Source organism: Salinigranum halophilum, from assembly GCF_007004735.1.
In the GTDB taxonomy this organism is placed as follows: domain Archaea; phylum Halobacteriota; class Halobacteria; order Halobacteriales; family Haloferacaceae; genus Salinigranum; species Salinigranum halophilum.
In genome coordinates this window covers 618,469-645,011 of the sequence record NZ_SSNL01000006.1, presented here as the reverse complement: position 1 = coordinate 645,011, position 26,543 = coordinate 618,469, and the positions used below count along the sequence as shown (strand labels likewise).

The window sequence follows — 26,543 nt, the reverse complement described above, 5'->3', positions numbered from 1 at the left end:
GCGTCTGAAACAGCCGCACGTGGAGGAATTTGTTCGTGTCGGGGTCGACCGCAGCGTACAGCCAGTGGCGCTGGCCGTTGACGCGAATCACGGTTTCGTCAACCGCGATCTGATTCGGACTCACATCGCTGTCGGGCTGTAGATCGGCTTTCTGCACCCAGTCGTGAATGGCGGTTCGACTTCGCTCGACACCCAACCTCCCAAGATACTGTTTGGTATTCGAGAGCGACAATCCCGCAAGATGGAGTTGAATACCCACTTGAATCGCGAATTCGGGTGTCCGCTGTCGCTCCACAAATTCCAAGTCAATCCATTCGGTGTGTTCGCTGAGGCGGTCGATTTCGGGCATAGACAACTTAGAAATTGACCGCCTCATTCCTAACTTAACAAGACCAGAAGGCGGCTGTGATGAGTAATGTACCTGGTGGAACGAAACGACGCCATCTGTCGTAACGATTAACATGTTCGGGTATTCAGGTTTCTAACGAGATGCGAACCCGTACGCGTGCCCGGAGGTGGGCGTTCGTCCTGTTGAGCGGGGTCGTCGCGGCGGCGGTCGTGTACGTTTTCGGACCCACCGGCTCTGATCTCCTCGCGTCACTGGCGGTTGGCAGCGTCGTGTTCCTCATGTTCTCGGTCGCGCTCGTCGTCCCGAACGAACGAGTGAAACAGACACTCATCGACCTTCTGTCGTTGCTTCCCTGATGTGTGGGTCAGAAACCGCGTTTGCCTCGCCCGTGGCCGCGCTCGAAGCAGTGTTCACGTGAATCCCAGGCCCGTACGTCCAAACAGCTCACAGTGACTCTTCGCGACCGCATCTCGTCGTGGACGTTCGTACTCGGTGGTGCCACGGCCGTATTGGGTGCGAACCTCCTCCCCCTCGTCGGCGTCGTCGCGTTGGGCTGGAGCCTCTGGTCGCTCCTCGTCGTCTACTGGGCCGAAGCGTTCAGTACGGTCCTCCTGGCAGCCGTCAAGACGCTCTTCGCCGAGCGTGGGTCACCGGGTCTCTCGGGCCAGATCGAACCGTTGCACGAGCTCCGAGAGAAACGCGGTGGCTGGAATCTGAGGGCTACCTGGCCACCCATCTATCCGCGAAATATCCCGTTCGCGCTCTCGATGCTGGGGGTGTGGTCCGTGACCGTCCTCCCACTGAGCATCTTCTACTGGCTGGCGGCAGAGCCGCCGGCTGTCCTCTCACTCGACCTCGTTCTCGGACTCGGTGCGCTGGTGGTCGCACAGGTGGCCGACTTCTTCTTCGAGTACATCAGCACAGAGCAGTACACCGAGGTGTCCGCACAGGAAATCATGCGAACTCCCGCACAGCTCACGGTACTCGTGCTGTCGCTCGGGGTGTTTGCCGCTGGTGGCGGCCGGACGGGCGGCCTGTTGACCCTCGTTAGTGTCGTCCTCGCGAAGACGACTGCGTCGCTGTACCGGCTCTACCTCGAGCACGTCGGAACGCCGATTATCGGACCCGGAGACCGCCTCGTCGACGAAGACGCCAGCGAACCACCGCCAGAACTCGAACTCCCGGAGGTTGAGGTGCAGGCTCGAGTCTCCGTCAGCGCGACGTCGGTGTTGCTCGGGAGCGTGTGGTCGGTCGCGTTCGGATTCGCGAACCGTCTCGGTCTCGGCGCGCTTGCTTTCCTGGGGCTCGCGGTCGTCTCTCGTGAACCAGTCTGGGTCGCTCTCGGACTACTCATCGTCTGTGCTATCGTCGCCGCACGGGTCCTCAGCTACTTCTTCCGGTATGGCACTGTCGAGTATCAACGCCGCGGTGACACCCTTGTCGCGTACGACACGCTGCTCGAAGCGCCACAGTGGATCGTCACGGTCGACTCCTTCACCGAGTTCTCGGTGAAGAACGCCATCGCCGACCGGTTGCTCGGGACGGGAACGCTCACCATCTCCGGTGTCGAGTCAGTCGATGGGGGTGAGGCACAGGTTGGACCAGTCGGGGACATCGACCGCGTCGTCGAGACGCTCCAACTCCCGGTCGAAGAGACGGAACGACCGGAGCGTGACCCGGCAGTGATCGGTGCCGCCTGCGTGCTGATGCTGTGTTTCGTCGCCGTCCCGGCTGGACTGTTCTTCAGCTCCCGCGTCAGCGACGCGATGGCAGGTGCGCTCACCGTCCTGTTCGGACCGTTTCTGTTGCTCCCGGTCGGCGTGCTCCTCTGGGCCGCGCTCTCTCGAATCTGACTCGTTTGTCGGCACGACTCCGCTTCGTCCCTGTTCGACCGCTGCTCCACGCCGAACCACGGGCGGCGGTACGGCACCCCCAGCCGCGGTCGAAACGTATAGGCGTCGTTTCCGCAGCTGTCGGTACTTCTGATGCCCGTCACTCCGCACGAACACGCAATCGAGTCGACAGCCCTCAAAAAGACGTACCGGTCAGAGGTCGCACTCGATGGCCTCTCGCTGTCTATCCCTCGTGGAACGGTCTACGGCTTCCTCGGGCCGAACGGCGCGGGCAAGACGACGATGCGTCTGTTGACCGGGCTATCGAACGCCTCTACCGGCGAGGCTCGCCGAAGATATCGATTGGCACCCAGAAGACGGCCAACACACCCATGAGTACGTCTGTCCACGTCGGTCGACGGTCCGGAGTCCACGTCGTCAGAACACATTTCACCGCAATCTGTTTCGAGCTATCGTCTCGGAGACAGTTAGCTCCCTGTTGTGATCCACGTCCGTTCGACAGCCTAGAAAGATGCCCCCGAACGTGGGTAGGTCACGTCATCTCTCTATCGGTCGTCGCGTGCGCGTACGGCAGGATGAAGTGAGCGACGCCGCGCCGTATCTGGTTCGTCCACCGTAGTACCGGATTGTGAGGCCGTGAAGCCACTCGTGAGGAACGATGAGGACGGTCCCGAGAATGAGGACGACCAACACGTTCACCGCAACACTCCACCAGCCGACCCCGGGTGAGAGGATTCTGAGTGCCGCCACCTGTCCAGTCCCGAGTTCGTAGAGGGCGCTGAACAGCCCCCACGCGACGACCATCCCGAGCGTCCCGACTGCGGTCAACTGGATGGCGGGTCCGCGAGTAACCTCGAGGTCAGCGAGAACCACCTCGGACTCAACCGTCTCTCCGATTCCCATCGTATCTCAGGCGAACGCAGCCACGGAAATACCAGTTCGGCGCTCTCTACCACGACCGGGCTCGTGGTGTGGAGAGTACGGCTTACGTGTCGCCCCGATGTTCCAGATTCAAGTGGTGTTGTTTTGAATCGTTTTCTATGAATCGCCTCTTCCAACTCGCCGGAGTCGTACTGGTGCTCTTCGGTCTCGCATATCTCGCCTTCCCGAGGAGGGTGTATCACTTCGGTCTCGAATCGTTACGCGATATGTCGTCTTCGTCGTCCGAGCCATCTCAATGGATCGTGTGGACGTATCGATTCATCGGGGGGAGCCTCGTCGTCGTGGGGCTCTCATACCTCGTTTGACGTGCTTCGATTTGTTCAGGCACTGCACGTCGCAGACTGTGAATGTGCAAGTCTCCAGAGTCCTTCCGGGATAACGACGAGGCCGCTACCTGAGACGCTGATGACGTCACTCTCTCGGTCGGTGCGTGGCGGGCGACCGGCGAACAGGGCTTTCACCCCCGCAAGCGGGAACAACAGTAGCAACTCACAGCCGTAGACGGTGACCAGTGTCTCGGGGTCCCATCCGAGCCACAACACGCCGATGAGTGGGAGGAGGTTCGCACCGAGAACTGGACGGAAGCCGACCGACCGTGGAGGGAACTTCCCGTGCCGAATCGCGGGCATTCGTTTGGCTGCCGTCACTGTCGAGTGAAATCTGTGCTGAAACGGGTCTGTCGAGAGATAGCCGTCTGCGATGCTCGTGGCGCGCGGCGTCTCTGCTTGCGACTGTCTCCGGGTACTCGTCGACCGCACCGACCGACAGTATCGGCAACTGTATAGAGGAGAGGCACGTGGGACATCGATGTACGCCGATTCGAGGACTGGGTCACGGGGGGTCCGTGGGTTCGAGATCTTCTTCCTCGGGTCGCGACCAGTCGAGGACAGGTCAGTTCGGGCTGTCCCCGGCTATTTCTGGTGGGAGGCACGCTACGAACTCGACGAGGGTGCGCTGACACCACCCGCTACTGACGTGGACGGGTGGTCGGTGACCGAGCGGCAGCCAGGCGAGGCGACGCTCGAACCCACGACGCCGCTCACTGTCTTCGAGGCCGGGAACCGGAACGAAGCCGATCGAGTCGAGAACGTGACGGCCGCACGGATTCGTGTCGTGGTCGACACCGAGAACCGGACGGTAACGCGGGCGACATACCGCTTTGAGGGAACCGCCATCGGCGACGACTGGGCGCGGGGACAGGCCGACCCTGATGTCGTCTACACTTTCGAGACTGCCGTCGACGTGGAGCGACCGGATGAGGTCGGCTCTCGGGGGCGTCGGTGAGTGGCTGTGGAGCGTGTTCGCATACTGAGTTCAGCCGCCACGCTGCATCGCTCCGGTGTGGCTCAGTTTATCTATCTCGCTCCCGAACTGTCGTGTGATGCGATCTCCAACGTTGGACCTGCTCGCGCTCTTCAGTGTGGTGTTCGTCTTGGAGACACTCGGTGGATTCGTCGGAGTGGGGTCGGCGTGGTTCGCGCTCGCGGCACCGCTCTCGCGGCCGTGGACGCTCGTCACCAGCGTCTACGCCCACGCGAATCTCGCACACCTCCTCGCGAACTCTGTCGCACTCATATTCATCGGCTTTGCGCTGGAGCAGTTCACGACTCGAATCCGTCTCCACCTGTTCGTTCTCGTGACCGGCGCGCTATCCGGTCTCGCCGAACTCCTCGTCGGGGGGTTGTTCGGTCAGTCGGTGGCCGTTCTCGGCGCGAGCGGTGCCATTCTCGCGCTGTACGGCTACGCCATCGCCGGGAACCGACTCACCGGTGGAGTGCTCGACAGACTGGATCTCGCCCCGCGTGCGACCCTCGCGCTCGTGGTGGGTGTCGCACTCGTCGTAACGTTGGTCACCGCCAGCGCGGGCGTTGCCCTTGTCGCGCACTTCACCGGCGTCGTCCTCGGAGTCGTCGCTGGACGACTGGGCGTATTGCGGCCGTGATGTTGGGTCTGCAGCCGCTGAAGGTCCCGAGACGTCAGTTTCTGTGTGGTGTTTCTTGGACGATACCGCTTCTCAACCCTTGAGACGTAGATTCCCGTGAAAGCTTGATTTGTCTCCCACAACCTCGGAGTATAGAATTGATGTGTGCCTTCTGTTCTCTTCGCTCCGACTAAATCCGTTTCAGGCTTCCGACTAACCCTGCAATTCGTTTCAAAAACAATTCATAATCTCGGATAGACTTAGTGATTCTTAGAGCGAAGGTATCCCACTATCGTGTGAGATGATATTCAGAATTACTGTAACACCGTAGCTGGAGATGATAATATTTAATATTTTATATGAACTACGTTGTTATATGACCGTAGTTAGCGTCTCGATGCCGGAAGAGTTGCTTAATCGGATCGACCAGTTCGCGGACGATCACGGCTATACTGGTCGCAGTGAGGTACTCCGTGAGGCGAGCCGAAACCTCCTCGGTGAGTTCGAAGATACGAAACTCGAAGATCGAGACCTGATGGGCGTCGTCACAGTGGTTTTCGATTACGAAACCACGAGTGTCGAGGAGAAAATGATGCGCCTCCGCCACGAGCACGAGGACATCGTCGCGTCGAACTTCCATAGTCACGTCGGCGGCCATCACTGCATGGAACTGTTCGTGTTAGAAGGATCGCTCGAAGCGATCTCGACGTTCGTCGGGAAGATCCGAGCGACGAAGGACACGCTCACTATCGACTACTCCGTGGTGCCGGTGGATGACTTCGGGCCGCTCGCCGATATCAACTGATTCTGTTTTCCTGCTCGTTGCGTTCACGCCAACTCTAGCAACGCCTAGCAGCATCTCCGCTTTCGAACCCATTTGAGTATTAACTGTCTCTATCTAAATCACAGGTATTATTATAATAGCTTCTAAAGTTAGCAACATAGATGGTCCAAATTTCGCGCCGAAGGCTGCTTCAGAAAGCAGGCGCAAGCACGGTTGCTGCGGCGGGTATCGCTGGCTGTCTCGGTCGAGGAGGGGAGTCCAGCCGAGGGGGTGGGTCACTCGATTCCGTCACGGTCGCGTACGTCCCGATTTACCCGAACATGCAACACTACGTGATGGAACGAGAGGGCTACTACGAGGCTGTCCCGGCAGAGGTCACAATAGAGCGGTTCAGCTCAGGCCCAAGCGTCGTCAAGGCGTTCGCCAGCGGTGACGTCGACGTCGCGCTCTTCGGAATCACTCCCTCGATGGTCCTCGTCGACAAGGGAACTGAAGCCGGTATCCTCGTGGCGAACTCGAGAAACGGTTTCAAAGTCATGGGAACGACCGACCTCGCTGATCTCTACGAACAGGAGGGGGCGGCTGCGTTCGAGCGCTTCGAGGAAGCACATGGTCGTAAGGTCCGATTCGGTGCCCCACCGGACGGGAGTGTCCCCGACATCGTCCTCCGATACTGGATTCAGGAGGACCTCGACATCGGTGAGATGGAGTCGGTCGTCGACAAGTCGAAAGTCCCGCCCGCGAAGGCGGTCCAGACAATCCAGTCGGGCGATATCGACGCGACGATTATCCAGGAGCCGTTCGCGACGATCATCGGACAGGACGATGGTTTCGGCGAACTGGCCTGGTCCGGAGAGATACTGGACAACCACCCGGTCACGGTGCTGTTCGCGAACCAGCGGGTGTTCGACGACAGCAAGGTCGCCCAGTCACTCGTCGAACAGCACATCGCGGCAACCGAGTTCACGGCGGACTCACCGGATGCCGCCGCCGCCCATGCCGCCTCCGTGATCGGCTCCGGTGTGAGCGCGGACCTCGCGAGGGCTGCCATGGATTCGAAGGCGTCGGAGTTCATCTCGGACCCGCACGCGATCACCGATCAGGCCGCAACGATGGGTGAGTTCGTCGCGAGTGTCGGAAACATCGAGGAACCGGTCGCGACTGAGGACCTGTTCGCGTTCGATCCATACGACGCACTCCAGTAATGAGCACGCAGACCGACACCAGTTCCAACGCGGTCGTCATCGGCAGTTTCGAGGGAGACCTGCGTCGGTATCTGCGCGGCCTGGGCGGTCTCCTGGTGTTCCTCCTCGTCTGGTGGGTTGGCGCGACGACGACCCAGCCGTCGTATCTGGTTCCGGGCCCCCTCGATTCCGTGCGCGCGTTCATCGACTTGTTCGCGACCTCGACTGCGATTACGGTCCCCGTGGCTGGCTCGAGTCTGGTGTTACCGACGGGGTTCGCACACCTCGCACAGACGTTGTTCCACTACGTTCCTGGCCTCCTTCTCGGTGCGGGCTGTGGGATTGGGCTCGGACTGGCGATGGGCTGGAACGGTGCGTTGGACGACTGGTTGCGGCCACTCGTCCGAGTGCTCCGGCCGATTCCGCCACTGGCGTGGATCGTCTTCGCCATCGTCTGGTTCGGGATCCACCACACCGGCGCGGCGTTCATCGTCTTCGTCGGCGCGTTCTGGATCAACTTCTACGGCGCCTACGGTGGCGTCGAAGGCATCTCGACCGACCTGACCGATGCCGCGTCGACGCTCGGTGTAGAACGCGACCTCTCGATGCTGAAACTGGTGGCGCTCCCGAGCGCTGCCCCCCAGGTGTTGACTGGGTTCCGGACGAGCATCGGTCGCTGCTGGATGATCGTCGTCGGTGCCGAGTTGTTCGGCGCGCCGGGCGTCGGCTACGAGATCATCAACGCCTCCAACAACCTCGCGATGGCGACCAGCGTCGCGTACATGTTCCTGATCAGCCTGGCGTTCCTCTGTATGGACGTCGGGTTCCGACTCGTCGAAGGGAGGGCGCTCGCGTGGCGCTAAGTACGGACTCCTCCACCAATCGAGAGTCACGCGAGAAGATCAGCGTCCGGAACGTCAGTAAGGGGTACGACTCGACCCAGGCGCTCGAGGACGTGTCGTTCTCGGTGTCGGAGGGTGAGTTCTGCTGTGTGGTTGGACCGTCCGGCTGTGGAAAGACGACACTGCTGCGGGCGATAGCGGGTCTCGACGACCCGGACAGTGGTTCGGTTCTGGTCGACGGTGACCCGGTTACTGGCCCGGGTTTGGACCGAGGCATGGTCTTTCAGGAGTACGCACTGTTCCCCTGGCGAACTGTCCGTGGAAACATCCGGTTCGGCCTCGACCGGCCCGCCTGCGACTGTGCGGACTGCGAGGCGCGAGTCCGGGAACTGGTCGATCTCGTCGGGCTCGACGGCTTCGAGGACGCGTATCCGAAGGAACTGTCCGGCGGCATGAAACAGCGCGTCGGGATTGCTCGCGCGCTCGCCCCCGATCCAGAGACCCTCCTGATGGACGAACCGTTCGCCAGCGTCGACGCGCGGACGCGCGACCGCTTGCACGCCGAACTGCTGGACATCTGGGCACAAACCGACCAGACCGTCGTGTTCGTCACGCACGACATCGACGAGGCGGTGACGCTCGCCGACCGGGTCATCGTGATGGGCACTGATCCAGGGACTGTGCAGTCGACCATCTCGATCGACCTTGCGCGCCCGCGAGAACGAACGGACCACGACTTCGTGGAGTACGTCGCGCGAATCAGGGATGAACTCGGGGGTCCAGGTGACACTAGCGCCTGATATTCTCTTGCGGCAAGTTTATTAACAACTCTCTTTCACACCTCCATATCTATTATCTTTGAGCATATTTTTAATATATGCCCATCGTGAGCTCCTCGATGCCGGAGCGACTCCGGGACGGTCTCGATACATTTGCGGAAGAACACGGCTACACCGGACGAAGTGAGGTCATCCGTGAAGCGTGCCAGTCATTGCTCGAAGAGTATCGAGAGACAGACTACGAGGGCCGGCGGGTCTTGGCGACAGTTACTGCGGTCTTCGGATATGATGAACCGGAGATCGAACGCCGGATGATGGACATCCGCCACGAATTCGAAGCGTCAATTCGGTCGAACTCTCACAACTGTCTCGAAGGTAACGCAGGCTGTGTCGAGACATTCGTAATCGAGGCTGCATACGAAGATGCCCTGCGATTTATCGGCACCGTTCGAGGAGCAGATGAATCCATTTCGGTCGATTACACGGTAGTACCCGTCGATGTCATGAACGCACAGATCAGCGAGCAGTAGGTTCGAAGTCACTCGTGCCGACGGAAGTGTCGATTCCCTGTTCTATCAAAGCAGAACGGTATACTATGCTATGATTGTTATCTGCTCTGGTCCCGTACAGCAACTTTATTATAATCGTGTCCAAAATTGACAACCCAGAGATGGCACACATTCACCTCGGAGAAGGCTCGTTCCCGCTGTGGGCACTGATCCTCTGGACGCTGCTTGGCGCCGGACTGATCAGCGCCGTGGTCTATCGAGTCCGAAAAGGCGGTATCAAAACGCATCAGATCGCGCTCGCAGGTATCGGCGCGGCCGCGAGTTTCGCGATCTTCCAGCTGAACATCCCCGTGTGGGGCGGGATTCACATGAATCTCACCGGCCTCGTCGGCATCCTCGCTGGGCCGCTGCTCGGGGCACTCATCGCGCTGGTCGTGAACATCTTCTCGGCAGCGCTCGGCCACGGTGCCGTCGGCCTGCTCGGCGCGAACACGCTCGTCAACGCGAGCGAAGCCATCGTCGCCTACTACGCGTTCAAGACGTTGATGGGGATGGACTGGGACGTCTTCCCCGCAGGCGCCAGTGCCGCGACGCTCGGTCTCTCGGCAGGCGCGTTCCTGATGGGTGCGATCATCGTCATCAGCGGCGTGAACGGGAGCGCACTGCCGCGTGGTGATTTGACGATTGCCGTCGCTGGTCTCGTCGGGCTCAACCTCGGCGTCGCCGTCATCGAGGGGATCCTGACGGGCTTTATCGTTCAGTTCCTCGCCTCCGTCCGCCCCGATCTCGTCGGGCTCGCCGGACGCGACACCAGCGGCGAATCCACTGGGGTGACGGCCTGATGCAGCGCTGGAAACAGTACGGTGGCCTGGCCGCCCTCTTCGCGGCCTTCCTCGCCGCTGGGTACTGGGGCTTCACCGCGACAGGCGGCGCACTCCCGTGGGCGAAGCGCTCCGCTCAGGCACTCCAGCGCGGCGTGCAAGAGAGCGGTGGCGCGCTCGTCGACTTCGGCCGCGGCATCGTCGTCGCTGGCCCGATCCGAAAGGGTGGGCTGATGCTCGAATTCGGTGGGCTCGTCCTCTTGATGATCGTGATTGGTGTCGGCATGTACGTCTACGCCGACCGCTACGGCGGCTTCGGAGACGGAGACCGCCAGGCCCGGTAAACTGTGACGACACTCTCGAATCACGTCCCGGACCCGCGGCTCATCACGGCGTTCGCAGAGCGACGGGACGGACCGTTACACCGTGTCAACCCATGGACGAAGGTCGGGGTCGTCGGCGCGCTCGTCCTCGCCGTCACGGTGTTCGACCGCCTCGCGCTCCTAGCCGGACTGTATGGATCCGTCCTCGTAATCTATGGTCTGGCGGGATTGCCGTATCGGCGGCTCGCTGGCTGGTACACGCTCCCGATGCTGTTCATCGTCTCCGTCGCCGGGCCGCTGGCGTTTCTCGAACCGGGGACGCCAATCGGTGGCGCGCTCTCGACACCGCTCGGTGAACTCTCGGTCACGTTGGCAGGGCTCGTGCTCTTCGGGGAACTCACCTGCCGGTCACTTACGGTCGTCACCTTCGCCTTGACGGCATCGATGACGACCAAATACACGGATATTGCGTACATGCTCGGGCGGTTACTCCCCCGGCCGATCGACCAGATCGCGCTGCTTACGTATCGGTTCACGTTCGTCATGATCGAGACGCTCGAGGACCTCGTGAAAGCCGCGCTTTCCCGGGGTGCGAACTTCTCGGAGTTCTGGTCGAACAAACGGCTGTACGCCCGGATCCTCGGGATGACTTTGCTGACGGCGATCGAGCAGTCCGAACGCCTCGTCAAGTCGATGGAAGCCCGTGGTTACAACGGCGACATCACGCTGTACGGCGACGTCTCGCGGCCACCGATCCACGAACTGTTCGTCGTGGTCGGTTCGTACGTCGCCGTCGTCGGCTACGCAGCGGTCGCGGTCTACGGGGTGGGGCTGTGAGCCGAAAGGACTCGCCGCTGGTCGACCTCCAGTGTGAGGCCCACACCTACCCCGACGGGACAGTCGGCATGCACGACGTCGACTTCTCGGTGTACCCCAACGAAGTCGTCGCGCTCGTCGGTGGCAACGGCGCCGGGAAGTCGACGCTCCTCGAACACCTGAACGCCACGCTCGTCCCCGACGACGGCGACCTCGTCGTCGACGGCACGCCGATTACCGAGGACAACAAAGCACACGCGCGAAAGGAAGTCGGCTTCGTCTTTCAGGACGCCGATACGCAACTCGTCGCCCCCACGGTCCTCGATGACGTGATGTTCGGCCTCCAGAACTACGGCGTGCCCGGTGACGAAGCGAGAGCCCGCGCTCGTGAGGCACTCGCGACCGTCGACGCGAGCCACCTCGAAGATCGAATCCCACACTACCTGAGCGGTGGCGAGAAACGTCTCGTCGGCCTCGCCGGCGTGCTCGTCCTCGAACCGAGTGTGGTCGTGCTGGACGAACCATTGGCGGGCCTCGACCCCGAGCGGTCTCAACTGGTCGCCGACCGGATCGAGCAGATCCACGAAGAGGGTATCAGCGTCGTCCTGTCGACCCACGACCTCGAATTCGCCGCTGAAGTCTCAGACCGAGTCTGCGTGATGGCCGACGGCAACGTCGTCGGAAGCGGGACGCCCCGAGCGGTGTTCTACGACGGCGCGCTGTTGGCGGACGCGAACCTTCACCCGCCAAGCCCAGTTCGTGTGGCTCGGGATGCGGGGTTGGATGCGACCGCACAGCCAGTGACGGAAGCGGATCTCGTGTCACTTCTCACAGAAGCCAACGACCTGGCAACCACACAGACACAGACTCCAGATGGGCGTAGACACGACTGAGCGCCTTCCCCGGTATCTCGCGCCGCTTCCTCGGCGGGTTGAGACGGTTGCCCTGCAGTACGCGTGGGTAATCGTCGCGATCAACCTCGTGGGGACGGTGTTCGGCTTCTGGTACTACATCCCGCAGTTCCGACTCGAGCCCATTGTCGCGTGGCCGGTCGTCCCGGACAGTCCGATAGCCACGTTGTTCATCGCCTGCTCGCTGGCGCTGTACAAACTCGGCCGGTCGAACGAGTACCTGAACGTGTTGGCGTTTTTCGGCTGTATCAAGCTCGGCCTCTGGACGCCGTACGTCTTGACAGTGTTCGCGGACGCGTTTCTCGCGACAGTCACGCCACCACCGCAGGTCGTTCCACTACTGGGGCGAGAGCTCGCGTCGAACGTGATGTACGCCTTCCTGTTCGTCTCGCACCTCGGGATGGTTATCCAAGCGTTCCTCATCCATCGCTACAGTGACTTTCCCGGCCGAGCGATTCTCGTTGCCGTGGTCTGGTACGGATTCAACGACCTCGTCGACTACTTCGTCCCGATCGTCGGGACACCGCATCACACCCTCCTACCGGTCGAGCCGATCGTAAACGGAACCGTCCAGCACGTCTCCCCGGCGCACGAAATCGCCGCTGTGGGTGCTGTCGTGCTGACGATACTGGCGACGGTCCTCGCAGTGAGGACTCGGCACGTGACAGCAAAACGGATATAACGGTTGTATCGGTCTGACAGCTGTCTCGGGCCGCCTCCCCGCTGCAAAGCGCCGAGTTCGAACACTACAGAGTAGATCTGGCAACTGTCAGCCGTATCATCACTACGTCTGCGACCTGCTGAGTTACACGTGAACATCTGCCGATGAAGCTCAAGGAAGCAGTCACTGATAGAAGAGTCAGTTGTGTATCAGTAGACGACGAGAGAGAGGTACAGCTGACCGAGCCCCGCGAGTATCATGACCGCGCCGGCGAGGCGTTTTATGTGTCCGGAGTAAGCCATGATGCGATTGGTATTGCTAACGAGCCCAACCCCGGTCAGGATAGTCGTCGCAGCCATCAGGGCAGCGACGACACCAGCGTAGACCGCTAAAACAAGCACCGCTGCCTCAGTCGGGAGTGCAATCGCGCGGGCAACGACCGCGAGGAAAATCGGTGCGACGCAGCCGGCCCCGGCCAGCGCGTATCCCGCACCGAAAAGACCGAATCCGAACACGCTCGATCGGCGCTTCGGCAGGGAGAACGACAGCGATGGGGCGCGCTCGAGCACGACGAGCAGCCCGAATACGACGAGTAATCCGCCGACGAGCGTCTCGAAGATCGTAATATCTGATAGCGTCTCCTGGCCGACCCACGCCGTTGCACCGCCGAGAAGTGCGAACGTCACGAGCACTCCCAGCGCGGCTGCGACTCCGCGACTCCCTGCTCCGGTGAGAGACGCGTTCTCGGCCTCCACCGAGTTTAGATAGAAGCCAACGTACCCTGGGAGGAGGGGATACGCGCACGGCGAGAAGAACGTCGCGACCCCCGCCGTGAGCGCGAACGGAACGTTGGCCACGAGCGTCTCACTTGTCATCGCTCGAGGGTGGCCTGGATCTTCGTGACGAGTTCATCGGCAGTGTGGACACCCGTGTCGGACCACTGGACTCTCCCGGTCGCATCGAGTGCCACGGCAGTCGGATACCCCCCGACGTTGAGCTTGGCCGCGAGTTCGGCGGTCACGTCGGCGGCGACCAGCCAGTCGCCGCCGTTTTCACGCCACCAGTCGGCGACTGTCTCCTCGCTCACCGAGCCACCGACGTCTTCGGTCGTCACCGAGACGAACAAGACCTCGTCTCCGATTCGGGCTTCGGCCTCGCGAAGTGCCGGCATCTGCTCGATACAGGGCGCACACCACGTCCCGAAGAAATCGACAAACGTGGGTTGCCCAGTCGCTGGAATCGTCACCTTACCGTCGCGGCTGCCCGGGGCATCGACCGTCCGGATGGTCGTCGGGTTAACCGGCTCCGTACCGTCGTCACCGAAGCCGAGGGCCGCCGGTGCGTTCCCCGTCGCGACGAGTCCGGCACCTCCCAATAGGCCCGCGCTGGCAATTCCAGCGAGGAAGTGGCGACGCCTCACGCGGTGACCACCCGTTCGAAGTCGCTCACGAGTGTCTCGATGTCCGTCCGTGGACCCCTCGGGTACGCTCGCTCGACGATCCCTTCCTTGTTGGCGAGAAGGATCAGCCCGTAGTGGGGGAACTGGTACTCCAGATTCTCGTACTGGTCGGCGGACCGTTTCTCGATTACCAGCCCGAACTGCTCGTCCAGTAGCTCCTGGCCCGCCTCGTACGATTCGGGACGGAGGAAGTGCCAGTTACCCGCGTCGAGATCGACGCCCTGCTGGCCGGCGTACTCGCGGAGGACGTCGGCGGTGTCGCGCTCGGGGTCGAACGTGAGCGCGAGGAACGCGGCTTCGTCGCCGTATCCGCCCTCAGCAGCGGCGGCCTGTGCGCGCCGGAGCCGGAGAACGAGAGCGGGGCAAACCCCGTCCGGACAGCTCGTGTAGAAGGAGGTCCACAGGACAGCCCGATCGCCCTCGAACTCCGCGACCGATACGTCCTCGCCCGTGATCGGGTCAGGGACGGTGAACGCGGGCATCTCGTCCCCGTAACTCGGGTGAGAGGCTGCGCTCAGGTCCTGTTCGGGCGGCCCAAGCACCGTGCCCTCGGCCCCCGATTCGCCGAGCCCACCGAGACAGCCGGCGACTCCACCGATCGCTCCAACTGCTCCGGTCGACCTGAGAAACGTTCGTCGATGCATACTCGGCACTTACGGCCTCGAACATTTGGCCTGACTGGTTTAGCTCTCGAAAACGCGGCTCCGAAGGACCGAACCCGTTTTCCGAACCCAGACTCCGGTCGGTCTTTCGGTTGTCGTCACGGTCGTGATAGCATATTACGTCGCGGTCAAGCGGTACGTATCCGTGTCGGCTACCCATTGAGGGCACTTTCCGCTGGTCGTGCTCATGATCGGATACACCGTCTTCTCGCTGTGAATCATCTCACAACCGGTCGTCGGAGGGTTACGTCGTAAGTGAGCCTACACCTCCAGCCGGACCCGTAGCGACACACTCAGGTGCGCACGCGCCGAAGGACGAAACTATGGTGACCGTTCTGCTCCACACACTGCCCGACATTGGGTCGGTCACCTTACTCGTCCTCGTCACTGTCGCGGCGGTCGGGACGGCAGTACTCTTGGGCTTGGCGTTCGCCGCGTTCGTTCAGCGACGGTCGCGGCCGTACCTCCTCATAGTGGCCGCGTTCGCGGCGCTGCTGGGTCGCTCGCTCGTCGCCGGCGTCAGCATGTTCGGGATGCTCTCACCGTCGACGCATCACCTCCTCGAACACGGGATGGACGTGGTACTCGTCGCGCTGGTCGTCGCGGCTGTCTACTACGCCAGAGCCGTCTCGAACGAGGTGCCAGCGTCGTGAGTCACCAGCGAGACCGAATCCGCAAACACGTCGTGGATCACCCGGGCGTCCACTTCAACGAGCTCACTCGGGTGCTGGACCTGGCCCCGGGACAGACACAGTACCACCTGAAGAAGCTCAAACGGGCCGATGACGTCGTCGAGGAGTCGCTGTACGGCCGGACCCACTACTTCACACCGGAGTACGGCCCGTGGGAACGGGGGGCCATCGCGGTCTTACGCCGGGAGACGGCCCGCGACGTGCTGGTGTGCCTGATTCGGAACGGCCCGAGTCCGCCCGGTGCGGTCGCCGACGAGTTGGACATCGCCCGGAGCACGCTCGAGTGGCACCTCGACCATCTCGTCGAACAGGAACTCGTGGTGAAAGAGCGCGACGCACGGAATCGCGTCACGCTCGTGGTCGCCCACCCCGAGGAGACGGTGCGGATGCTCCGACTGGTCGAACCATCGCTTCCCGGTCGGCTCGTGGACCGCTTCACGCGGCTGGTCGACAGCCTCCTCTCGGCCGACCATCGCGACGTCGACGACGGCTTCGAGTGAGCGAACGGCCTCCGTGGTGTCGGGTCTCGAACCCACGTTCAGCCGAACACGGTTGCCGTGTCGAGACGGTTTACCGGCTGTCGAGGCGAATGCCACGGGGCTTGACCCCGAGGCGGTTCACACTCTCTGACCGAAGTGACGACGTTCCAGCTGGCGTGGTTCGAGACCCAGCGCAGGGGTACATTCGTCGAATGGACCAGAAGCGACAACCCTCGTACTCCGTAACCACACGTATGAGACGACGATCGGCCCTCGGACTCGCAGGAGCGGTGGCGATGGGTGCCTCAGCTGGATGTCTCGGTTCCGTGTTCGAGACGAGGGTCGGTAACGAGCCTCCGGTTCTCGAAGACCGACCGAACGCGGTCTACGTCCCGACGCATCAGGAGGGCATGGAGATGGTCGGAATGGGGATGGCGGGCGACCTGTCCATCAGCCTCATGTACAGCTATCCACACCGGTTCTGGGTTATCGAACAGGAAGAGGATGCGTTCGTCGCACGGCGCATCGACATTCAGCGTGACGACATGATCCATCTGATGGCGACACCGTTCCATCGAGAGACGGGGACCGTCGTCCCGGCGACTGGGCTGTCGGTTGAGATCGTGAAAGACGGATCGCTCGTCACGCAGGAGGCGATCTATCCGATGCTCTCACAACAGATGGGCTTTCACTACGGCGCGAACTTCCCGCTCGACGGCGATGGAACGTACGATGTAAACGTAAGCGTGGGCGGCACGCAGATCGATCGGTTCGGCGAGTTCGAGGGACGCTTCGAAGAGCCCGCTCAGGCGACCATCGAATTCGAATTCAGTGAGTCTGCCAGGAACGACATCTCGTACGAGATCCTCGACGAGCGCGCCGGCGAACTCGACGCCATCGAACCCATGGGAATGAGTATGGGCATGGGGATGCAGATGGGCGAGGAGACCGAGACTGGGACTGAGATGGGGATGGGGATGGAGGACGACGCGGAGATGAGTATGGAGGGCGACGCGGGAACAGCTATGGGGATGATGCCGAGTGGGAGCGCACCGGACCCACTCCCCGGAGAGAACATCGGGGAGGCGATGAGTGGCGACAGCCGATTCGTCGTTCAGTCGATTTCACACGGACGGTTCGCCGGTGCCGGCCAGCACGATGGTGCAAGCGAAAACGGTGGGGACCACCACGACGAGACGAACGAGACGCAGACGGACGAGTCGGCCCACAGCCATCAGATCGAGGGCGTCGGAACGTACATCGCCGTCTCGGCCCAGACGCCGTACAACCGCCTCGTGGTCCCGGGGATGGGACTCGACATGACGATCACCTCGACGGGACACGGCGAGAAGCGGACGCTCTTCGACGGCCGATTGCAGCCCGCGCTGGACCCCGAGTTCGGCTTTCACTACGGCGGGATGGTCGACCACCTCCACTCCGGCGACGAGATTGAACTCACCGTGACGACCCCGCCGCAGGTCGCCCGGCACGAGGGGTACGAGACGGCGTTCCTGAACATGGACACGATGACGTTCACTGTCCCTTGAGTCGATGTTCGACGAATCTGCCGACGTGACGTCGCGGGAATCCGGGCGGGTCGTCTGCCTCGCGTTCGTCATCGCGCTGATCGCGCTCGCGGCGATTTCTGGAACGGCCAGTGCACACCAGTGGCAGGACACCGTTGAGAAGGACCAGTATCGACTCGGGATCAATTCCAACCCGGAGCGGCCGGTCGCCGGTGTCGAGACGACATTCGTCGCCGCGATCGGACCGACTGAGACCGTCTCGGACGGACACAGTGGTGATCTCACGGACCAGCCGGTTACCGTCGATATCGTTGGACCGGACGGGAGTCACACGCACATGACGACCCAGATCCCAGCTGACGACCCGCATTTCACGTTCGCCCACACGTTTCTGACGAACGGGACGTACGAACTTACGGTGACGACGACGGCCGACGGAGAACCGACGAGCTTCACCACGACTCGCGAGGTTCAGCTGCTTCCGACGACCGCGCCCGGCGGAGAGGTCACAGCACTCCGGGACGAGGTGGCATCACTTCGCCAGTCTCTTAGAACGACGCAACTGCTCGCCGGAATCGCGGCGTTCTTCGCGGTCACATCCACGGGCGTCTCCGTGTTCTTCCACCTGCGAGGTTTGCGATGAACCGACGAACGTATCTGCAAGCGGTCGGCGTCGGAGGGGTGGGCTCGTCTGCCGGCTGCCTCGGCGGGGTGTTCACCAGCCGACCCGAGAACGTCTCGCTCGACCCACCAGAGGGGTACGATCCGGATATCGATCTCCCGTATCCTGGATATGGCGACCCCCTGCCCAGCGTCTCGCTCCCGGCTCCGCTCGCCGGTCGCCAAGTCACAACGACAGCGTTCGGCCATCCGACGCTCGTCACGTTCTTTTTCACGAGCTGTCTGGACGTCTGCCCTGCGCTCGTCGCGAACCTCAGAGCGGTACAGGTGGACGCAGCTGAGAACGGGTACGGTGACCAGGTGACGTTCTTGCCGGTCACGTTCGACCCGGAACGGGACACCGAATCCACGCTTCGGGCGTACGCCGAGCGGATGAACGTCAATCTCACGACGGGTAACTGGCACTTCCTCCGTCCCTCGTCTGCTAAGCGAACGAGAGAGGTCATCACCGACACGTTCGGGATCACCTACCAGCGGACGGCGTCGACTCACTCGGCATACGAGTTCGTCCACTCGATGGTGATCCTTCTCACGAACGCTGAGGGGTACGTCGAACGCGTGTATCGGGGTCAGAACCCACAAGCAGCACGCATTCAGGCTGATCTAAGAACGCTACGCCGACGAGGCTCGTCGTAGCCGTTCGAGAGCTGAACCACAACTTGCCTTGCTATCGATCACTAGTATTAATCCACTCGATGGTGCCTCTGTATTCGGACCGTAATCTGCAACGCCGGCAGGTGCTAAAGGCTGCCGTGGCAACCGGCGGTGCGAGTGCGCTGAGTGCGTGCTTGGACCGCATCGGTTCCGAACCGGTCCCGACCGGCAATCCGGACGCGAAACCTCCGCGCCAGCATGCCTGGCGGGAGTACATTCGTCAGGATGAGCACGGCAACTCGCAACTCCCAAATCACCAGGTGCTCTTGTACGTCGATTTCGACGACGACGGTCCGCCGTCGGCAGAGACGCAGGTGACACTCGAACGAGCACTCACGGTGCTGGACCAAGCGTACGAGTGGAGTCATAATGGACTCCTACACTCGGTCGCTTACTCGCCGTCGTACTTCGATCGGTTCGAGGAGTCGCTCCCCGGGAACGTGGATCTACCGCAACCGCGGTCGTTGTCGCCGTTTGAGTCTCCCGCATCCGATACACAGGATGCGGTCGTTCACCTTGCGAGTGACCGAGCCGACGTCGTCCTCGAAGCCGAGCAAGCACTCCAGGGTGAACGCGACCAAGCGAACGGTGAAGCTGTCGACGCACGGCTTACCGACGTCGCAACGATCGACTCTCGACGAACGGGGTTCGTCGGTGCAGGGCTCCCAGCCGACAATCAGGACGCGGCGGGGATTCCCGATTCAAAGCCGGTCCCAGAAGCGTCCCCGCTGTTCATGGGCTTCAAGACGGGCTTCCGTGGGAATCAAGCGACCGAGGATTACGTTACCATCGAAGACGGCCCGTTCGCTGGTGGGACCACGAAGACTATCTCGAACCTCCGTCAGCGACTTGATGACTGGTACGAAGAACAATCCTACGACGAGCGAGTGACGGAGATGTTTAGCCCTGGTCACACGAAGAACGACTTGGTCGAAGGAATCGGCTCCAACCTCGGTTCCGACAGTGGTATCGACCAGTTCGTTGATAACATCGAAGAAGATGCAAAAACGTACGGTCGTGTAGGCCACGCTCAGAAGGCGGCTCGTGCGAATCGGGACGCCGATGGAAACGTGAAACTCCTCCGTCGACACTTCGAATCGACCGACGACATAGAATCGGACCAGGCGGTCGCAAGCCTCCACTTCCCTACGCTCCAGCGGCGAATCACGGAGTTCGAAGACGTCCGTCGAGCGATGAACGGGACGGACCTGACCGAAGTCGCTCCGACGATCCGTCAGCGCGTCAACAACGGTATTCTGGAATACATCTTTTTCCGTCGGCGCGGATACTTTCTGGTTCCTCCGCGACGGTATCGATCCGTGCCTGCACCACGCCCCAATGAGTAACTGCTGACCAAGCGTTGGTGTCCCTGCCGATCAATCACTCAGGGGAATGTACGGGGGTTCTCATCACCTCATCTGTCTCCGCATCGCGGACCGTTCCGCCAACGACGAGAGCCGCACCGATGATCACGAGGTTCTTGATAATGTACTGACCCTCGACGGTGAGTTGGTGCGGGAACGTGGCGAACACGACTTCAGGGAGGAGGACGATTGGAAGAAACGTTCCGGGCATCTGCAGGAACAGCAAGAGAATTCCAAGTCTGATCAGCGGGCGGTAAAGAAGACACGTACCGATGAGGACCTCCCAGACGCCCAGTATCGGAACGAACACGCTCGGCTGTAGCACATACACCGTGTTGGCGACGAGGTCTGCCGCAGGGCTTCCGCCGACAATCTTCAGCCCTCCGAACCAGATGAAAACAATTCCGAGAGCGACCCGGAGCACGGGGACGCCGAGCCGATCCATGTAGCTCGCAATCATCCGGTCAATCATGTCGAACGACTCGAGGGCGCCCTTGAGACGACGTCCGATCGTTTTGCGGCGTTGAGAGGAATCTGGCTGAGTCATTTCATGCTGTGCGAGGGGTCATCAGAACTACCGTTTTCTGGTTCGTGCGTCGAACACGATCACGACTCGCTCCGGCTGAAGCTGTTCGGATTCGACGCCGGCGCGATTGAGGAGTCGCACTCCTGCGAGGGTGAGTACACCTTCACCGATGCCGAGGAGGAAGTGACCAACAGTCATGACCGCGACAACCGTCAAGAACTCACCGACGAAGCCCGGTGAGAATCCGAGGTGGAGCCCAGCAGATGCTGCAGCAGCGGTGATCCCGACCCACCCGCTAGCCACGATTGCCAGCAGTTCGTTGCGATCTGTGAGTGTTGGTTGGCTCCGAGTGCGAGCGCGCCGCCGTCACCGAAGACGAGTGCCTGAACGGCAACAACGAGAGCGACGGCGAATGCCCCCAAGTGAGGGCCGAGTACGATCGCGGCGAACGCACCGCCGGCGAAGTGAGCACTCGTCCCACCGGGAATCGGCCAGTTGAGCATCTGTGTGGCGAACACGGCTGCAGCGACGACAGCGAACAGCTGAATCCGATACTCGGTTAGTGAGTCACGTGCCCGCATTGCGGCGACGGCCAATACCGCGCCGGCGAGTAGGACGAAGGCACCTGCCATCCACGGGTGTAAGAGTCCATCTGGTGTGTGCATCGGTTTCGGGGTCCGTCGGTCACGATATATGAAGTCCGAAACTAATCATAATCTAGCCACTACAGTTACTAGAAACTCATATGAATTCAGATTTGATTAATACTCGATGCGCACGAGCTTCAACATCCCCGACGACCTTCTCTCTGAATTCGACGAAACGTGGCAGGCAGAGGGCCTAGATTCGCGTTCGCGTGGCGTCCGCGAAGCGATGCAGGAGTACATCGAGGCACACACCAGACTGGAGGATATCGAAGGTGACGTCGTCGTCATCATCGCTTTCGATTACGAACACGAAGCGGTCATCGAAGACATCCACAACGTACAACATCGATTTCAGGACGTCATCACGACCACGAATCATATTCACGAGGGAGAGTGGTGTCTCGAGACGCTCTTCTGCAACGGCCCGGCACCGCGTGTCCGCGATCTCACGTACCGCTTGCGCGATTTCGACGCGGTGAGTCGAGTCAAACTGATGCTCCTCGCTCAAACGTAGCGAACTGCTCGCATCGTAACCCACCTATCAGGTTCGCAGATGGTGCCTCGCATCCGCCAAGACCATCAATATTCCCTCCTGCACCAGCGTATTAAAATCTATATTTCTAGTAATATTTAGTATTAATTTGAGGGATATATTTATTATACTGCCGCGCACACGAGGAGTCGTTGATCCGATCGAGTCCCATTGTATGGCCTGCCAGTATTGGTCTGTTCTGGTGTACGAAGCCAGTCGCTCTCGCTGTAACAAGTGTTGCAACACGATGGCGGAGGCTACCATCCCGTGACGTGAATCTCGCTGAGTCATCTGCCAAATGGCTAGGAGCAACTGTGATATGAGTGGACAGAACCGGCTCTCAAAGGGGACGGCTATGTTTTGTGAGGAGTGCGGAGATCCGTACCGGGAGGTGCAACGCCTTCCAGGATTCGTCGGTCTCTGCCCACAGTGCTTCGAGGCCGTACTGACCGGCGACAAGCAACAATAATCGTTTGAATAGTGTTACTAATAAAGAGCAAGGAGAATACCTGACCCTGAAGGGTCAGGATGAATCCGACAACTCCCTTTACTAACCACGTTCGATGACACGCCCGGATATCCCACGTCCAGTCGTTATTCTTAATATACTAACGTTGACCGCACGAGCGAGATACGAGTAAGATGTGTTCGTGTTGTGGTCGGAAGCGTGACGCGAATCGTGTGGAGCGTGGCTTGTTCATCTGTGAGTCGTGTGGAACGATGCTGAATGCAGACGTGAATGGAGCAGTAAATATTCGCAGAAAGATAACTCAGAATCCTCCGACAGGGGATATGAGTAACGGTCGTTTGGCACGGCCAGCAGTTTGCTTGTTCAATCAAACCTCGGGACGTTTCGCACCGAGCGAACAGGCGGGTTGCAAATCTTAATATCCCAACTGTGGTCGGGATTCCCCCGCGTGAACGCGGAAGAGATGTCAATCTGGATATACTATTCCGAATGAGATAGCTGGCATCGGCCGTCACTAATTGGCGTAATCGAGTAATCTACTGCCCGAACATCCGGCACTGCCCGGACAGTGTTAACGAATCCCGATAGGACCTCCGTAGTCCCTTCCAAGACGTACAGCTCCATACAGTACTGGTCCTGGACGTGTGCATGAGTAGTCGCGGAGACGATAGCATCGTATTCGTGGTGTACTCCCGTGAGACGCTGTTGGACGGCGGGTTGGCAGTACTCGAAGACCACGGTGACTGTACACATCTGTTTCTGCCCGTCGATAGTTCGCCCCTGGAACTCTTCAATCAGCGTTCGTGTGCCTTCACGTACGACCTCGCTCCGCCCACTGTACCCGTGTTCGTCGGCGAACTCGTCGATGCGTTCGAGTAACGCCTCGGGCATCGAGATGCTAACGACGCTCATATACTAACAACTTACTCTAAGTTATTATATTCTGTTATGATACTCGAGTCTATACCGTAATAATTAGTATTTTAGTGAAGCAGATTCATAACTTACGTATGCCGTTCAACAACGACCCGATCCCGGTAACAATTCTCAGTGGAAGCCTCGGTGCCGGCAAGACGACGACGCTCAACCACATTCTCAGTAGCGAGCGAGAACTGAACGCCGCCGTCGTCGTCAATGACATGGGGGAGGTGAATGTCGACGCTGACCTCGTCGAACGCGAGTCGGAGGTCACACAGAACGACGAGGAGATCATCGAGCTGTCGAACGGGTGTATCTGCTGCCGTCTTCGTGGCGACATGCTCGACGAGGTGGGGCGATTGGCCGAAGAGCGAGACTTCGACTACCTCCTCGTGGAATCGTCTGGAATCAGCGAACCGATTCCGGTCGCCCAGACGTTCGCCCGCGGGTTCGAGGACGCGGAGTTCGACCCCACGGGAGTGTACGAACTCGACACGATGGTCAGCGTCGTCGACGCACACAGCTTCTGGCAGGGTTTCGACTCCGGACAGGTGCTCACTGACGACGAAATGGAGCCGCAGGGCAATCGTGTCCCAGAAGAAGCGCTCATGGACCAGATCGAATTCTGTGACGTTCTGCTGCTGAACAAGTGTGACCTCGTCCCGGACGACGAACTCGAGAAAATGGAGGCCGTCCTGAAGACGCTCCAGCCGCGAGCGAAGATCATCCGGACCGAACACGGCGCCGCCGATCCCGAAGAGATCCTGAACACGGGTCGATTCGACTTCGACGCGGCGAGTCAGTCTGCTGGATGGATGCGTGAATTGCAAGAAGGACATCACCACGAGTCAGCCGCCGATGAACATGGGGTCACGTCCTTCGTTTTTGATGCCGACCGGCCGTTCCATCCCGAGCGGATCGCTCGTCTCTTTGCCGATCTCCCCGACGGTATCGTTCGCGCGAAGGGCTTTTTTTGGTCCGCCGGTCGCGAAGACATCGCGATGGGGCTCGACAAAGCAGGCCAGTCGGTCCGGGCCGGTCCGAAGGGGAGATGGATTGCAACGCTCCCGAAGGCTGAACAGGAGCGCTACTTCGCTGCCCGTCCTGGTATCAAAGAGGACTGGGACGACCAGTGGGGCGATCGCGGGGTCCAGCTCGTGTTCATCGGTCGCGAATTCGATCAGGAAACACTGGTCGAGCGACTGGAAGACTGTGTCCTCTCGGACGCAGAGATGGCGGAGGACTGGAACGAGTATCCGGACCCGTTCAGTTTCGAAGATCAGCGCGAACTCGCACTGGCTGACGACTGATGGCCGTCGACGAGCAACCCCCGGTCACGATCCTGAGCGGTGGGCTCGGGGCGGGCAAGACGACCCTGCTCAATCACCTCCTGACCGTCGGCGGCGCACAGTACGACATCGCCGTGCTCGTCAACGACGTGGGCGAGGTGAACGTCGATGCCGAGCTCATCGAGAACGGCTCCGAACTCTCGATGGAAGACGGCGGTGTCACGGAACTGTCGAACGGCTGTATCTGCTGTGGGCTGCAGAACGAACTCGACCAGGAACTGAGACGCCTCGCCTTCGACGAGGAGTTCGACTATCTGGTCATCGAGGCCTCGGGTATCAGTGACCCGGTCCCCATCGCCCAGCGGTTCGTCTCGCCCGCACGTGCGTCAGCACTGTACGATCTCGATACGACCGTCACGGTGGTCGACGCCGCACAGTTCCATCAGACGTTCGTCGATGGCCACCCACTCAAGCCGACAGACGACGCCCGACCGCTGTCGGACCTCCTCGCCGAGCAGGTCGAGTTCTGCGACGTCCTCGTCCTCAACAAGTGCGATCTCGTCTCCGAGACAGAGCGCGAAGCGGTCGAACGCGTCGTCCGAACACTCCATCCCGGGGTCGACATCGTCCGAACGACCGAAAGCACCGTCGACCCGGAACGAGTTCTCGGAACGGGTCGGTTCGATCAAGCCGAGGCGAGTAACTCCGCCCGGTGGAAACAGGTGCTCTCGCCCGATCACGGAGACGGCACAGACGTTGATCCAGACGAGCACCACGAGAGCCAGACGGAGGTGGACGACCACAGTCACGAACACGGACGTGGCGACGACCACGACCACAGCCACGACGGAGCGCACGACCACCGTCACCCACCAGAGGAGTTCGGTGTCAACTCGTTCGTCTACGAGCGCCACCGGCCGTTCCATCCCGAACGCTTCAGCGAGTGGCTCCGCTCGTTCCCCGATTCCGTCGTCAGAGCGAAGGGACACCTGTGGGTCGCTGGCCGCGAGCGCTACGCCCTCGACTTGAGCCAGGCGGGTACACAGACCCACGTCGAGGTCAACGGCCGGTGGGCGGTCACGCTTCCCGAGTTCCAGCGCGAGTCCTATCGCGAATCGCGGTCAGACCTCCACTGGGACGAACAGTGGGGTGACCGCGAAGTAAAACTCGTCTTCATCGGCGCTGGGATGGACGAATTCGCCATCTCCGACGCTCTCGACGCTTGCCTCGTTTCGGAGACAAGGATGGAAGACGACTGGGAGGCGTTCGAGAATCCGTTCCCAGGGACGATAGAGCGGTCGCAGCCCCCGATGGAACAACGTCTCGTGGTAGGTGACCTATCGTGATCCAGAATGACCGCGAACTTCCTCCAGTAGAGGACCGACGGACGACGGATACCGACGGTCACGACTGTCTCGACCCGCTGGGCGTGGCCATCGTAACCGTATCCTCGTCTCGCGGAGCTGGCGTCGAAAAGACGCCACCCGATCCCAGTGGCGACGCCATTGCGAGTATCCTCATCGAAGCGGATCACGTCGTCACGTCACGCCGGATGGTTCCGGACGACTACGTCCGAATCAAGACCACAGTGAGCGAGTGCTTAGATCGGCCGGACGTCGACCTCGTCGTCACCACGGGCGGGACGGGCGTCACCGTCGACGACGTCACTCCGGACGCGGTGAGCGAGCTCTTTGACCGCGAACTGCCGGGCTTCGGCGAGGCGTTCAGATGGCTCTCGTGGGAGGAGGTACGAACACGTATCGTCTCGACCCGTGCGACAGCGGGCATCGCCCGTGACGTACCAGTGTTCGTGCTACCGGGGAGTGTGAACGCCGTCGAGCTCGCTACGGCGGAGATTATCGCAGAGGAAGCCCCGCATCTCGCCGGGCTTGCAACCCGACACACGGCTGGTGAGACTGATGAGTAAATCCGGAACCGAAGTCTTAGACT

33 protein-coding genes and 4 pseudogenes are annotated in these 26,543 nt (G+C 60.9%); 27 read left to right on the top strand and 10 right to left on the bottom strand.

Annotated elements, in window-relative coordinates:
• Positions 1-349 (bottom strand): annotated as a pseudogene (locus E6N53_RS18210) (DDE-type integrase/transposase/recombinase); the annotation flags it as partial.
• Between the two features lie 140 nt (positions 350-489).
• Between E6N53_RS18210 and E6N53_RS18205 the strand changes: the two are divergent.
• The 3 genes and pseudogenes from E6N53_RS18205 to E6N53_RS18195 all read left to right on the top strand — a co-directional run.
• Entirely contained in the window at positions 490-705 is a 216-nt protein-coding gene (locus E6N53_RS18205) for a hypothetical protein (RefSeq protein ID WP_142860885.1), read from the top strand.
• A 93-nt stretch (positions 706-798) separates the two neighbouring features.
• Positions 799-2,202, top strand: coding sequence for a DUF6498-containing protein (locus E6N53_RS21370; RefSeq protein WP_236642412.1), 1,404 nt, complete (start codon positions 799-801; stop codon positions 2,200-2,202).
• Between the two features lie 132 nt (positions 2,203-2,334).
• Positions 2,335-2,532: pseudogene (locus tag E6N53_RS18195) on the top strand (ATP-binding cassette domain-containing protein); the annotation flags it as partial.
• 207 nt (positions 2,533-2,739) lie between these two features.
• Here the strand turns inward: E6N53_RS18195 and E6N53_RS18190 are convergent.
• Positions 2,740-3,105, bottom strand: coding sequence for a DUF3267 domain-containing protein (locus E6N53_RS18190; protein ID WP_142860883.1), 366 nt, complete (start codon positions 3,103-3,105; stop codon positions 2,740-2,742).
• Between the two features lie 137 nt (positions 3,106-3,242).
• Between E6N53_RS18190 and E6N53_RS18185 the strand changes: the two genes are divergently transcribed.
• Entirely contained in the window at positions 3,243-3,449 is a 207-nt protein-coding gene (locus E6N53_RS18185; protein ID WP_142860882.1) for a DUF6199 family natural product biosynthesis protein, read from the top strand.
• Between the two features lie 75 nt (positions 3,450-3,524).
• On the opposite strand, the pseudogene E6N53_RS18180 reads toward E6N53_RS18185, so the two are convergent.
• Positions 3,525-3,773 (bottom strand): annotated as a pseudogene (locus tag E6N53_RS18180) (DUF6498-containing protein); the annotation flags it as partial.
• A gap of 178 nt (positions 3,774-3,951) precedes the next feature.
• On the opposite strand from E6N53_RS18180, the gene E6N53_RS18175 reads away from it, so the two are divergent.
• The 12 genes from E6N53_RS18175 to E6N53_RS18120 all read left to right on the top strand — a co-directional run bounded on the left by E6N53_RS18175 (position 3,952) and on the right by E6N53_RS18120 (position 12,716).
• Positions 3,952-4,428, top strand: a complete 477-nt coding sequence (locus E6N53_RS18175; protein ID WP_142860881.1) for a hypothetical protein — start codon at positions 3,952-3,954, stop codon at positions 4,426-4,428.
• A 97-nt stretch (positions 4,429-4,525) separates the two neighbouring features.
• Positions 4,526-5,086: a rhomboid family intramembrane serine protease gene (locus E6N53_RS18170; protein ID WP_142860880.1), complete on the top strand. Its 561-nt coding sequence runs from the start codon at positions 4,526-4,528 to the stop codon at positions 5,084-5,086.
• Positions 5,087-5,441: 355 nt separating this feature from the next.
• The gene (locus E6N53_RS18165) at positions 5,442-5,870 is read left to right on the top strand and encodes a CopG family ribbon-helix-helix protein (RefSeq protein WP_142860879.1); all 429 of its coding nucleotides are present in this window, start codon (positions 5,442-5,444) and stop codon (positions 5,868-5,870) included.
• Between the two features lie 140 nt (positions 5,871-6,010).
• On the top strand, positions 6,011-7,054 hold the full coding sequence (locus E6N53_RS18160) for an ABC transporter substrate-binding protein (RefSeq protein WP_142860878.1): 1,044 nt from the start codon (positions 6,011-6,013) through the stop codon (positions 7,052-7,054).
• Positions 7,054-7,896 carry an ABC transporter permease gene (locus E6N53_RS18155; protein ID WP_142860877.1) on the top strand — a complete coding sequence of 281 codons (843 nt, stop codon included), beginning with the start codon at positions 7,054-7,056 and terminating at the stop codon, positions 7,894-7,896. Before E6N53_RS18160 ends, E6N53_RS18155 begins: the two co-directional genes overlap by 1 nt.
• On the top strand, positions 7,887-8,675 hold the full coding sequence (locus E6N53_RS18150; protein ID WP_142860876.1) for an ABC transporter ATP-binding protein: 789 nt from the start codon (positions 7,887-7,889) through the stop codon (positions 8,673-8,675). Before E6N53_RS18155 ends, E6N53_RS18150 begins: the two co-directional genes overlap by 10 nt.
• A 98-nt stretch (positions 8,676-8,773) precedes the next feature.
• Positions 8,774-9,184 (top strand): CopG family ribbon-helix-helix protein, encoded by a 411-nt coding sequence (locus E6N53_RS18145; protein ID WP_142860875.1) that lies wholly within the window; start codon positions 8,774-8,776, stop codon positions 9,182-9,184.
• Between the two features lie 140 nt (positions 9,185-9,324).
• On the top strand, positions 9,325-10,005 hold the full coding sequence (locus E6N53_RS18140) for an energy-coupling factor ABC transporter permease (RefSeq protein WP_142860874.1): 681 nt from the start codon (positions 9,325-9,327) through the stop codon (positions 10,003-10,005).
• A complete protein-coding gene (locus E6N53_RS18135) occupies positions 10,005-10,328 on the top strand; it encodes a cobalamin transport operon protein (RefSeq protein ID WP_142860873.1) in 324 nt (107 codons plus the stop codon). The genes E6N53_RS18140 and E6N53_RS18135 overlap by 1 nt, the downstream gene beginning before the upstream one ends.
• Positions 10,329-10,331: 3 nt before the next feature.
• A complete protein-coding gene (locus tag E6N53_RS18130; RefSeq protein WP_142860872.1) occupies positions 10,332-11,144 on the top strand; it encodes an energy-coupling factor transporter transmembrane component T family protein in 813 nt (270 codons plus the stop codon).
• A 68-nt stretch (positions 11,145-11,212) separates the two neighbouring features.
• Complete coding sequence (locus tag E6N53_RS18125) at positions 11,213-12,016, top strand: ATP-binding cassette domain-containing protein (protein WP_201741200.1); 804 nt, start codon at positions 11,213-11,215, stop codon at positions 12,014-12,016.
• The gene (locus tag E6N53_RS18120) at positions 11,997-12,716 is read left to right on the top strand and encodes a DUF1405 domain-containing protein (protein WP_142860870.1); all 720 of its coding nucleotides are present in this window, start codon (positions 11,997-11,999) and stop codon (positions 12,714-12,716) included. The genes E6N53_RS18125 and E6N53_RS18120 overlap by 20 nt, the downstream gene beginning before the upstream one ends.
• A 188-nt stretch (positions 12,717-12,904) precedes the next feature.
• Here the strand turns inward: E6N53_RS18120 and E6N53_RS18115 are convergent, their stop codons facing one another.
• The 3 genes from E6N53_RS18115 to E6N53_RS18105 are packed head-to-tail and all read right to left on the bottom strand — an operon-like array spanning position 12,905 to position 14,798.
• A complete protein-coding gene (locus E6N53_RS18115; RefSeq protein ID WP_142860869.1) occupies positions 12,905-13,570 on the bottom strand; it encodes a cytochrome c biogenesis protein CcdA in 666 nt (221 codons plus the stop codon).
• The gene (locus E6N53_RS18110; protein ID WP_142860868.1) at positions 13,567-14,115 is read right to left on the bottom strand and encodes a redoxin family protein; all 549 of its coding nucleotides are present in this window, start codon (positions 14,113-14,115) and stop codon (positions 13,567-13,569) included. The genes E6N53_RS18115 and E6N53_RS18110 overlap by 4 nt, the downstream gene beginning before the upstream one ends.
• Positions 14,112-14,798: an SCO family protein gene (locus E6N53_RS18105; protein WP_142860867.1), complete on the bottom strand. Its 687-nt coding sequence runs from the start codon at positions 14,796-14,798 to the stop codon at positions 14,112-14,114. Before E6N53_RS18105 ends, E6N53_RS18110 begins: the two co-directional genes overlap by 4 nt.
• Positions 14,799-15,139: 341 nt before the next feature.
• On the opposite strand from E6N53_RS18105, the gene E6N53_RS18100 reads away from it, so the two are divergent.
• The 6 genes from E6N53_RS18100 (at position 15,140) to E6N53_RS18075 (ending at position 20,194) form a co-directional block, all read left to right on the top strand.
• Positions 15,140-15,469, top strand: a complete 330-nt coding sequence (locus E6N53_RS18100; RefSeq protein ID WP_142860866.1) for a DUF7471 family protein — start codon at positions 15,140-15,142, stop codon at positions 15,467-15,469.
• On the top strand, positions 15,466-16,008 hold the full coding sequence (locus tag E6N53_RS18095) for a winged helix-turn-helix transcriptional regulator (RefSeq protein ID WP_142860865.1): 543 nt from the start codon (positions 15,466-15,468) through the stop codon (positions 16,006-16,008). The genes E6N53_RS18100 and E6N53_RS18095 overlap by 4 nt, the downstream gene beginning before the upstream one ends.
• A 233-nt stretch (positions 16,009-16,241) precedes the next feature.
• The gene (locus E6N53_RS18090; RefSeq protein WP_161596606.1) at positions 16,242-17,534 is read left to right on the top strand and encodes an iron transporter; all 1,293 of its coding nucleotides are present in this window, start codon (positions 16,242-16,244) and stop codon (positions 17,532-17,534) included.
• Between the two features lie 4 nt (positions 17,535-17,538).
• Positions 17,539-18,156 (top strand): hypothetical protein, encoded by a 618-nt coding sequence (locus E6N53_RS18085; RefSeq protein WP_142860863.1) that lies wholly within the window; start codon positions 17,539-17,541, stop codon positions 18,154-18,156.
• Positions 18,153-18,830, top strand: a complete 678-nt coding sequence (locus tag E6N53_RS18080) for an SCO family protein (RefSeq protein WP_142860862.1) — start codon at positions 18,153-18,155, stop codon at positions 18,828-18,830. Before E6N53_RS18085 ends, E6N53_RS18080 begins: the two co-directional genes overlap by 4 nt.
• Before the next feature lie 59 nt (positions 18,831-18,889).
• A complete protein-coding gene (locus tag E6N53_RS18075; protein ID WP_142860861.1) occupies positions 18,890-20,194 on the top strand; it encodes a DUF7405 family protein in 1,305 nt (434 codons plus the stop codon).
• A 34-nt stretch (positions 20,195-20,228) separates the two neighbouring features.
• Here E6N53_RS18075 and E6N53_RS18070 read toward each other — a convergent pair whose 3' ends face one another.
• The 3 genes from E6N53_RS18070 to E6N53_RS18065 all read right to left on the bottom strand — a co-directional run bounded on the left by E6N53_RS18070 (position 20,229) and on the right by E6N53_RS18065 (position 21,370).
• Positions 20,229-20,684 carry a DoxX family protein gene (locus tag E6N53_RS18070; protein WP_201741190.1) on the bottom strand — a complete coding sequence of 152 codons (456 nt, stop codon included), beginning with the start codon at positions 20,682-20,684 and terminating at the stop codon, positions 20,229-20,231.
• 102 nt (positions 20,685-20,786) lie between these two features.
• Positions 20,787-21,041 carry an energy-coupling factor ABC transporter permease gene (locus tag E6N53_RS21505; protein WP_269090105.1) on the bottom strand — a complete coding sequence of 85 codons (255 nt, stop codon included), beginning with the start codon at positions 21,039-21,041 and terminating at the stop codon, positions 20,787-20,789.
• Positions 20,951-21,370: an energy-coupling factor ABC transporter permease gene (locus E6N53_RS18065; protein ID WP_269090104.1), complete on the bottom strand. Its 420-nt coding sequence runs from the start codon at positions 21,368-21,370 to the stop codon at positions 20,951-20,953. The genes E6N53_RS21505 and E6N53_RS18065 overlap by 91 nt, the downstream gene beginning before the upstream one ends.
• 139 nt (positions 21,371-21,509) lie before the next feature.
• Here E6N53_RS18065 and E6N53_RS18060 point away from each other — a divergent pair, with 139 nt between their 5' ends.
• Positions 21,510-21,899, top strand: a complete 390-nt coding sequence (locus E6N53_RS18060; RefSeq protein ID WP_142860859.1) for a CopG family ribbon-helix-helix protein — start codon at positions 21,510-21,512, stop codon at positions 21,897-21,899.
• Positions 21,900-22,541: 642 nt separating this feature from the next.
• A pseudogene (locus E6N53_RS18055) lies at positions 22,542-22,805 on the top strand (zinc ribbon domain-containing protein); the annotation flags it as partial.
• A 61-nt stretch (positions 22,806-22,866) separates the two neighbouring features.
• Here E6N53_RS18055 and E6N53_RS18050 read toward each other — a convergent pair.
• The gene (locus E6N53_RS18050; RefSeq protein ID WP_142860858.1) at positions 22,867-23,298 is read right to left on the bottom strand and encodes a CopG family ribbon-helix-helix protein; all 432 of its coding nucleotides are present in this window, start codon (positions 23,296-23,298) and stop codon (positions 22,867-22,869) included.
• A 98-nt stretch (positions 23,299-23,396) separates the two neighbouring features.
• Here E6N53_RS18050 and E6N53_RS18045 point away from each other — a divergent pair, with 98 nt between their 5' ends.
• Genes E6N53_RS18045 through E6N53_RS18035 form a run of 3 tightly spaced genes read left to right on the top strand, consistent with a single transcriptional unit; the run spans position 23,397 to position 26,520 of the window.
• A complete protein-coding gene (locus tag E6N53_RS18045; RefSeq protein ID WP_142860857.1) occupies positions 23,397-24,614 on the top strand; it encodes a GTP-binding protein in 1,218 nt (405 codons plus the stop codon).
• Positions 24,614-25,939, top strand: a complete 1,326-nt coding sequence (locus E6N53_RS18040) for a GTP-binding protein (protein WP_142860856.1) — start codon at positions 24,614-24,616, stop codon at positions 25,937-25,939. The genes E6N53_RS18045 and E6N53_RS18040 overlap by 1 nt, the downstream gene beginning before the upstream one ends.
• Complete coding sequence (locus tag E6N53_RS18035; RefSeq protein ID WP_142860855.1) at positions 25,936-26,520, top strand: molybdenum cofactor synthesis domain-containing protein; 585 nt, start codon at positions 25,936-25,938, stop codon at positions 26,518-26,520. Before E6N53_RS18040 ends, E6N53_RS18035 begins: the two co-directional genes overlap by 4 nt.
• Positions 26,521-26,543: the final 23 nt, after the last annotated feature.

Coding starts and splice junctions, on each gene's coding strand:
- E6N53_RS18205 (WP_142860885.1), top strand. CDS start 490: ATGCGAACCCGTACGCGTGCCCGGAGGTGGGCGTTCGTCCTGTTGAGC.
- E6N53_RS18190 (WP_142860883.1), bottom strand. CDS start 3,105: ATGGGAATCGGAGAGACGGTTGAGTCCGAGGTGGTTCTCGCTGACCTC.
- E6N53_RS18185 (WP_142860882.1), top strand. CDS start 3,243: ATGAATCGCCTCTTCCAACTCGCCGGAGTCGTACTGGTGCTCTTCGGT.
- E6N53_RS18175 (WP_142860881.1), top strand. CDS start 3,952: ATGTACGCCGATTCGAGGACTGGGTCACGGGGGGTCCGTGGGTTCGAG.
- E6N53_RS18170 (WP_142860880.1), top strand. CDS start 4,526: ATGCGATCTCCAACGTTGGACCTGCTCGCGCTCTTCAGTGTGGTGTTC.
- E6N53_RS18165 (WP_142860879.1), top strand. CDS start 5,442: ATGACCGTAGTTAGCGTCTCGATGCCGGAAGAGTTGCTTAATCGGATC.
- E6N53_RS18160 (WP_142860878.1), top strand. CDS start 6,011: ATGGTCCAAATTTCGCGCCGAAGGCTGCTTCAGAAAGCAGGCGCAAGC.
- E6N53_RS18155 (WP_142860877.1), top strand. CDS start 7,054: ATGAGCACGCAGACCGACACCAGTTCCAACGCGGTCGTCATCGGCAGT.
- E6N53_RS18145 (WP_142860875.1), top strand. CDS start 8,774: ATGCCGGAGCGACTCCGGGACGGTCTCGATACATTTGCGGAAGAACAC.
- E6N53_RS18140 (WP_142860874.1), top strand. CDS start 9,325: ATGGCACACATTCACCTCGGAGAAGGCTCGTTCCCGCTGTGGGCACTG.
- E6N53_RS18135 (WP_142860873.1), top strand. CDS start 10,005: ATGCAGCGCTGGAAACAGTACGGTGGCCTGGCCGCCCTCTTCGCGGCC.
- E6N53_RS18125 (WP_201741200.1), top strand. CDS start 11,213: ATGCACGACGTCGACTTCTCGGTGTACCCCAACGAAGTCGTCGCGCTC.
- E6N53_RS18120 (WP_142860870.1), top strand. CDS start 11,997: ATGGGCGTAGACACGACTGAGCGCCTTCCCCGGTATCTCGCGCCGCTT.
- E6N53_RS18115 (WP_142860869.1), bottom strand. CDS start 13,570: ATGACAAGTGAGACGCTCGTGGCCAACGTTCCGTTCGCGCTCACGGCG.
- E6N53_RS18105 (WP_142860867.1), bottom strand. CDS start 14,798: ATGCATCGACGAACGTTTCTCAGGTCGACCGGAGCAGTTGGAGCGATC.
- E6N53_RS18100 (WP_142860866.1), top strand. CDS start 15,140: ATGGTGACCGTTCTGCTCCACACACTGCCCGACATTGGGTCGGTCACC.
- E6N53_RS18090 (WP_161596606.1), top strand. CDS start 16,242: ATGAGACGACGATCGGCCCTCGGACTCGCAGGAGCGGTGGCGATGGGT.
- E6N53_RS18085 (WP_142860863.1), top strand. CDS start 17,539: ATGTTCGACGAATCTGCCGACGTGACGTCGCGGGAATCCGGGCGGGTC.
- E6N53_RS18080 (WP_142860862.1), top strand. CDS start 18,153: ATGAACCGACGAACGTATCTGCAAGCGGTCGGCGTCGGAGGGGTGGGC.
- E6N53_RS18075 (WP_142860861.1), top strand. CDS start 18,890: ATGGTGCCTCTGTATTCGGACCGTAATCTGCAACGCCGGCAGGTGCTA.
- E6N53_RS18070 (WP_201741190.1), bottom strand. CDS start 20,684: ATGATTGACCGGATGATTGCGAGCTACATGGATCGGCTCGGCGTCCCC.
- E6N53_RS18065 (WP_269090104.1), bottom strand. CDS start 21,370: ATGGCAGGTGCCTTCGTCCTACTCGCCGGCGCGGTATTGGCCGTCGCC.
- E6N53_RS18060 (WP_142860859.1), top strand. CDS start 21,510: ATGCGCACGAGCTTCAACATCCCCGACGACCTTCTCTCTGAATTCGAC.
- E6N53_RS18050 (WP_142860858.1), bottom strand. CDS start 23,298: ATGAGCGTCGTTAGCATCTCGATGCCCGAGGCGTTACTCGAACGCATC.
- E6N53_RS18045 (WP_142860857.1), top strand. CDS start 23,397: ATGCCGTTCAACAACGACCCGATCCCGGTAACAATTCTCAGTGGAAGC.
- E6N53_RS18040 (WP_142860856.1), top strand. CDS start 24,614: ATGGCCGTCGACGAGCAACCCCCGGTCACGATCCTGAGCGGTGGGCTC.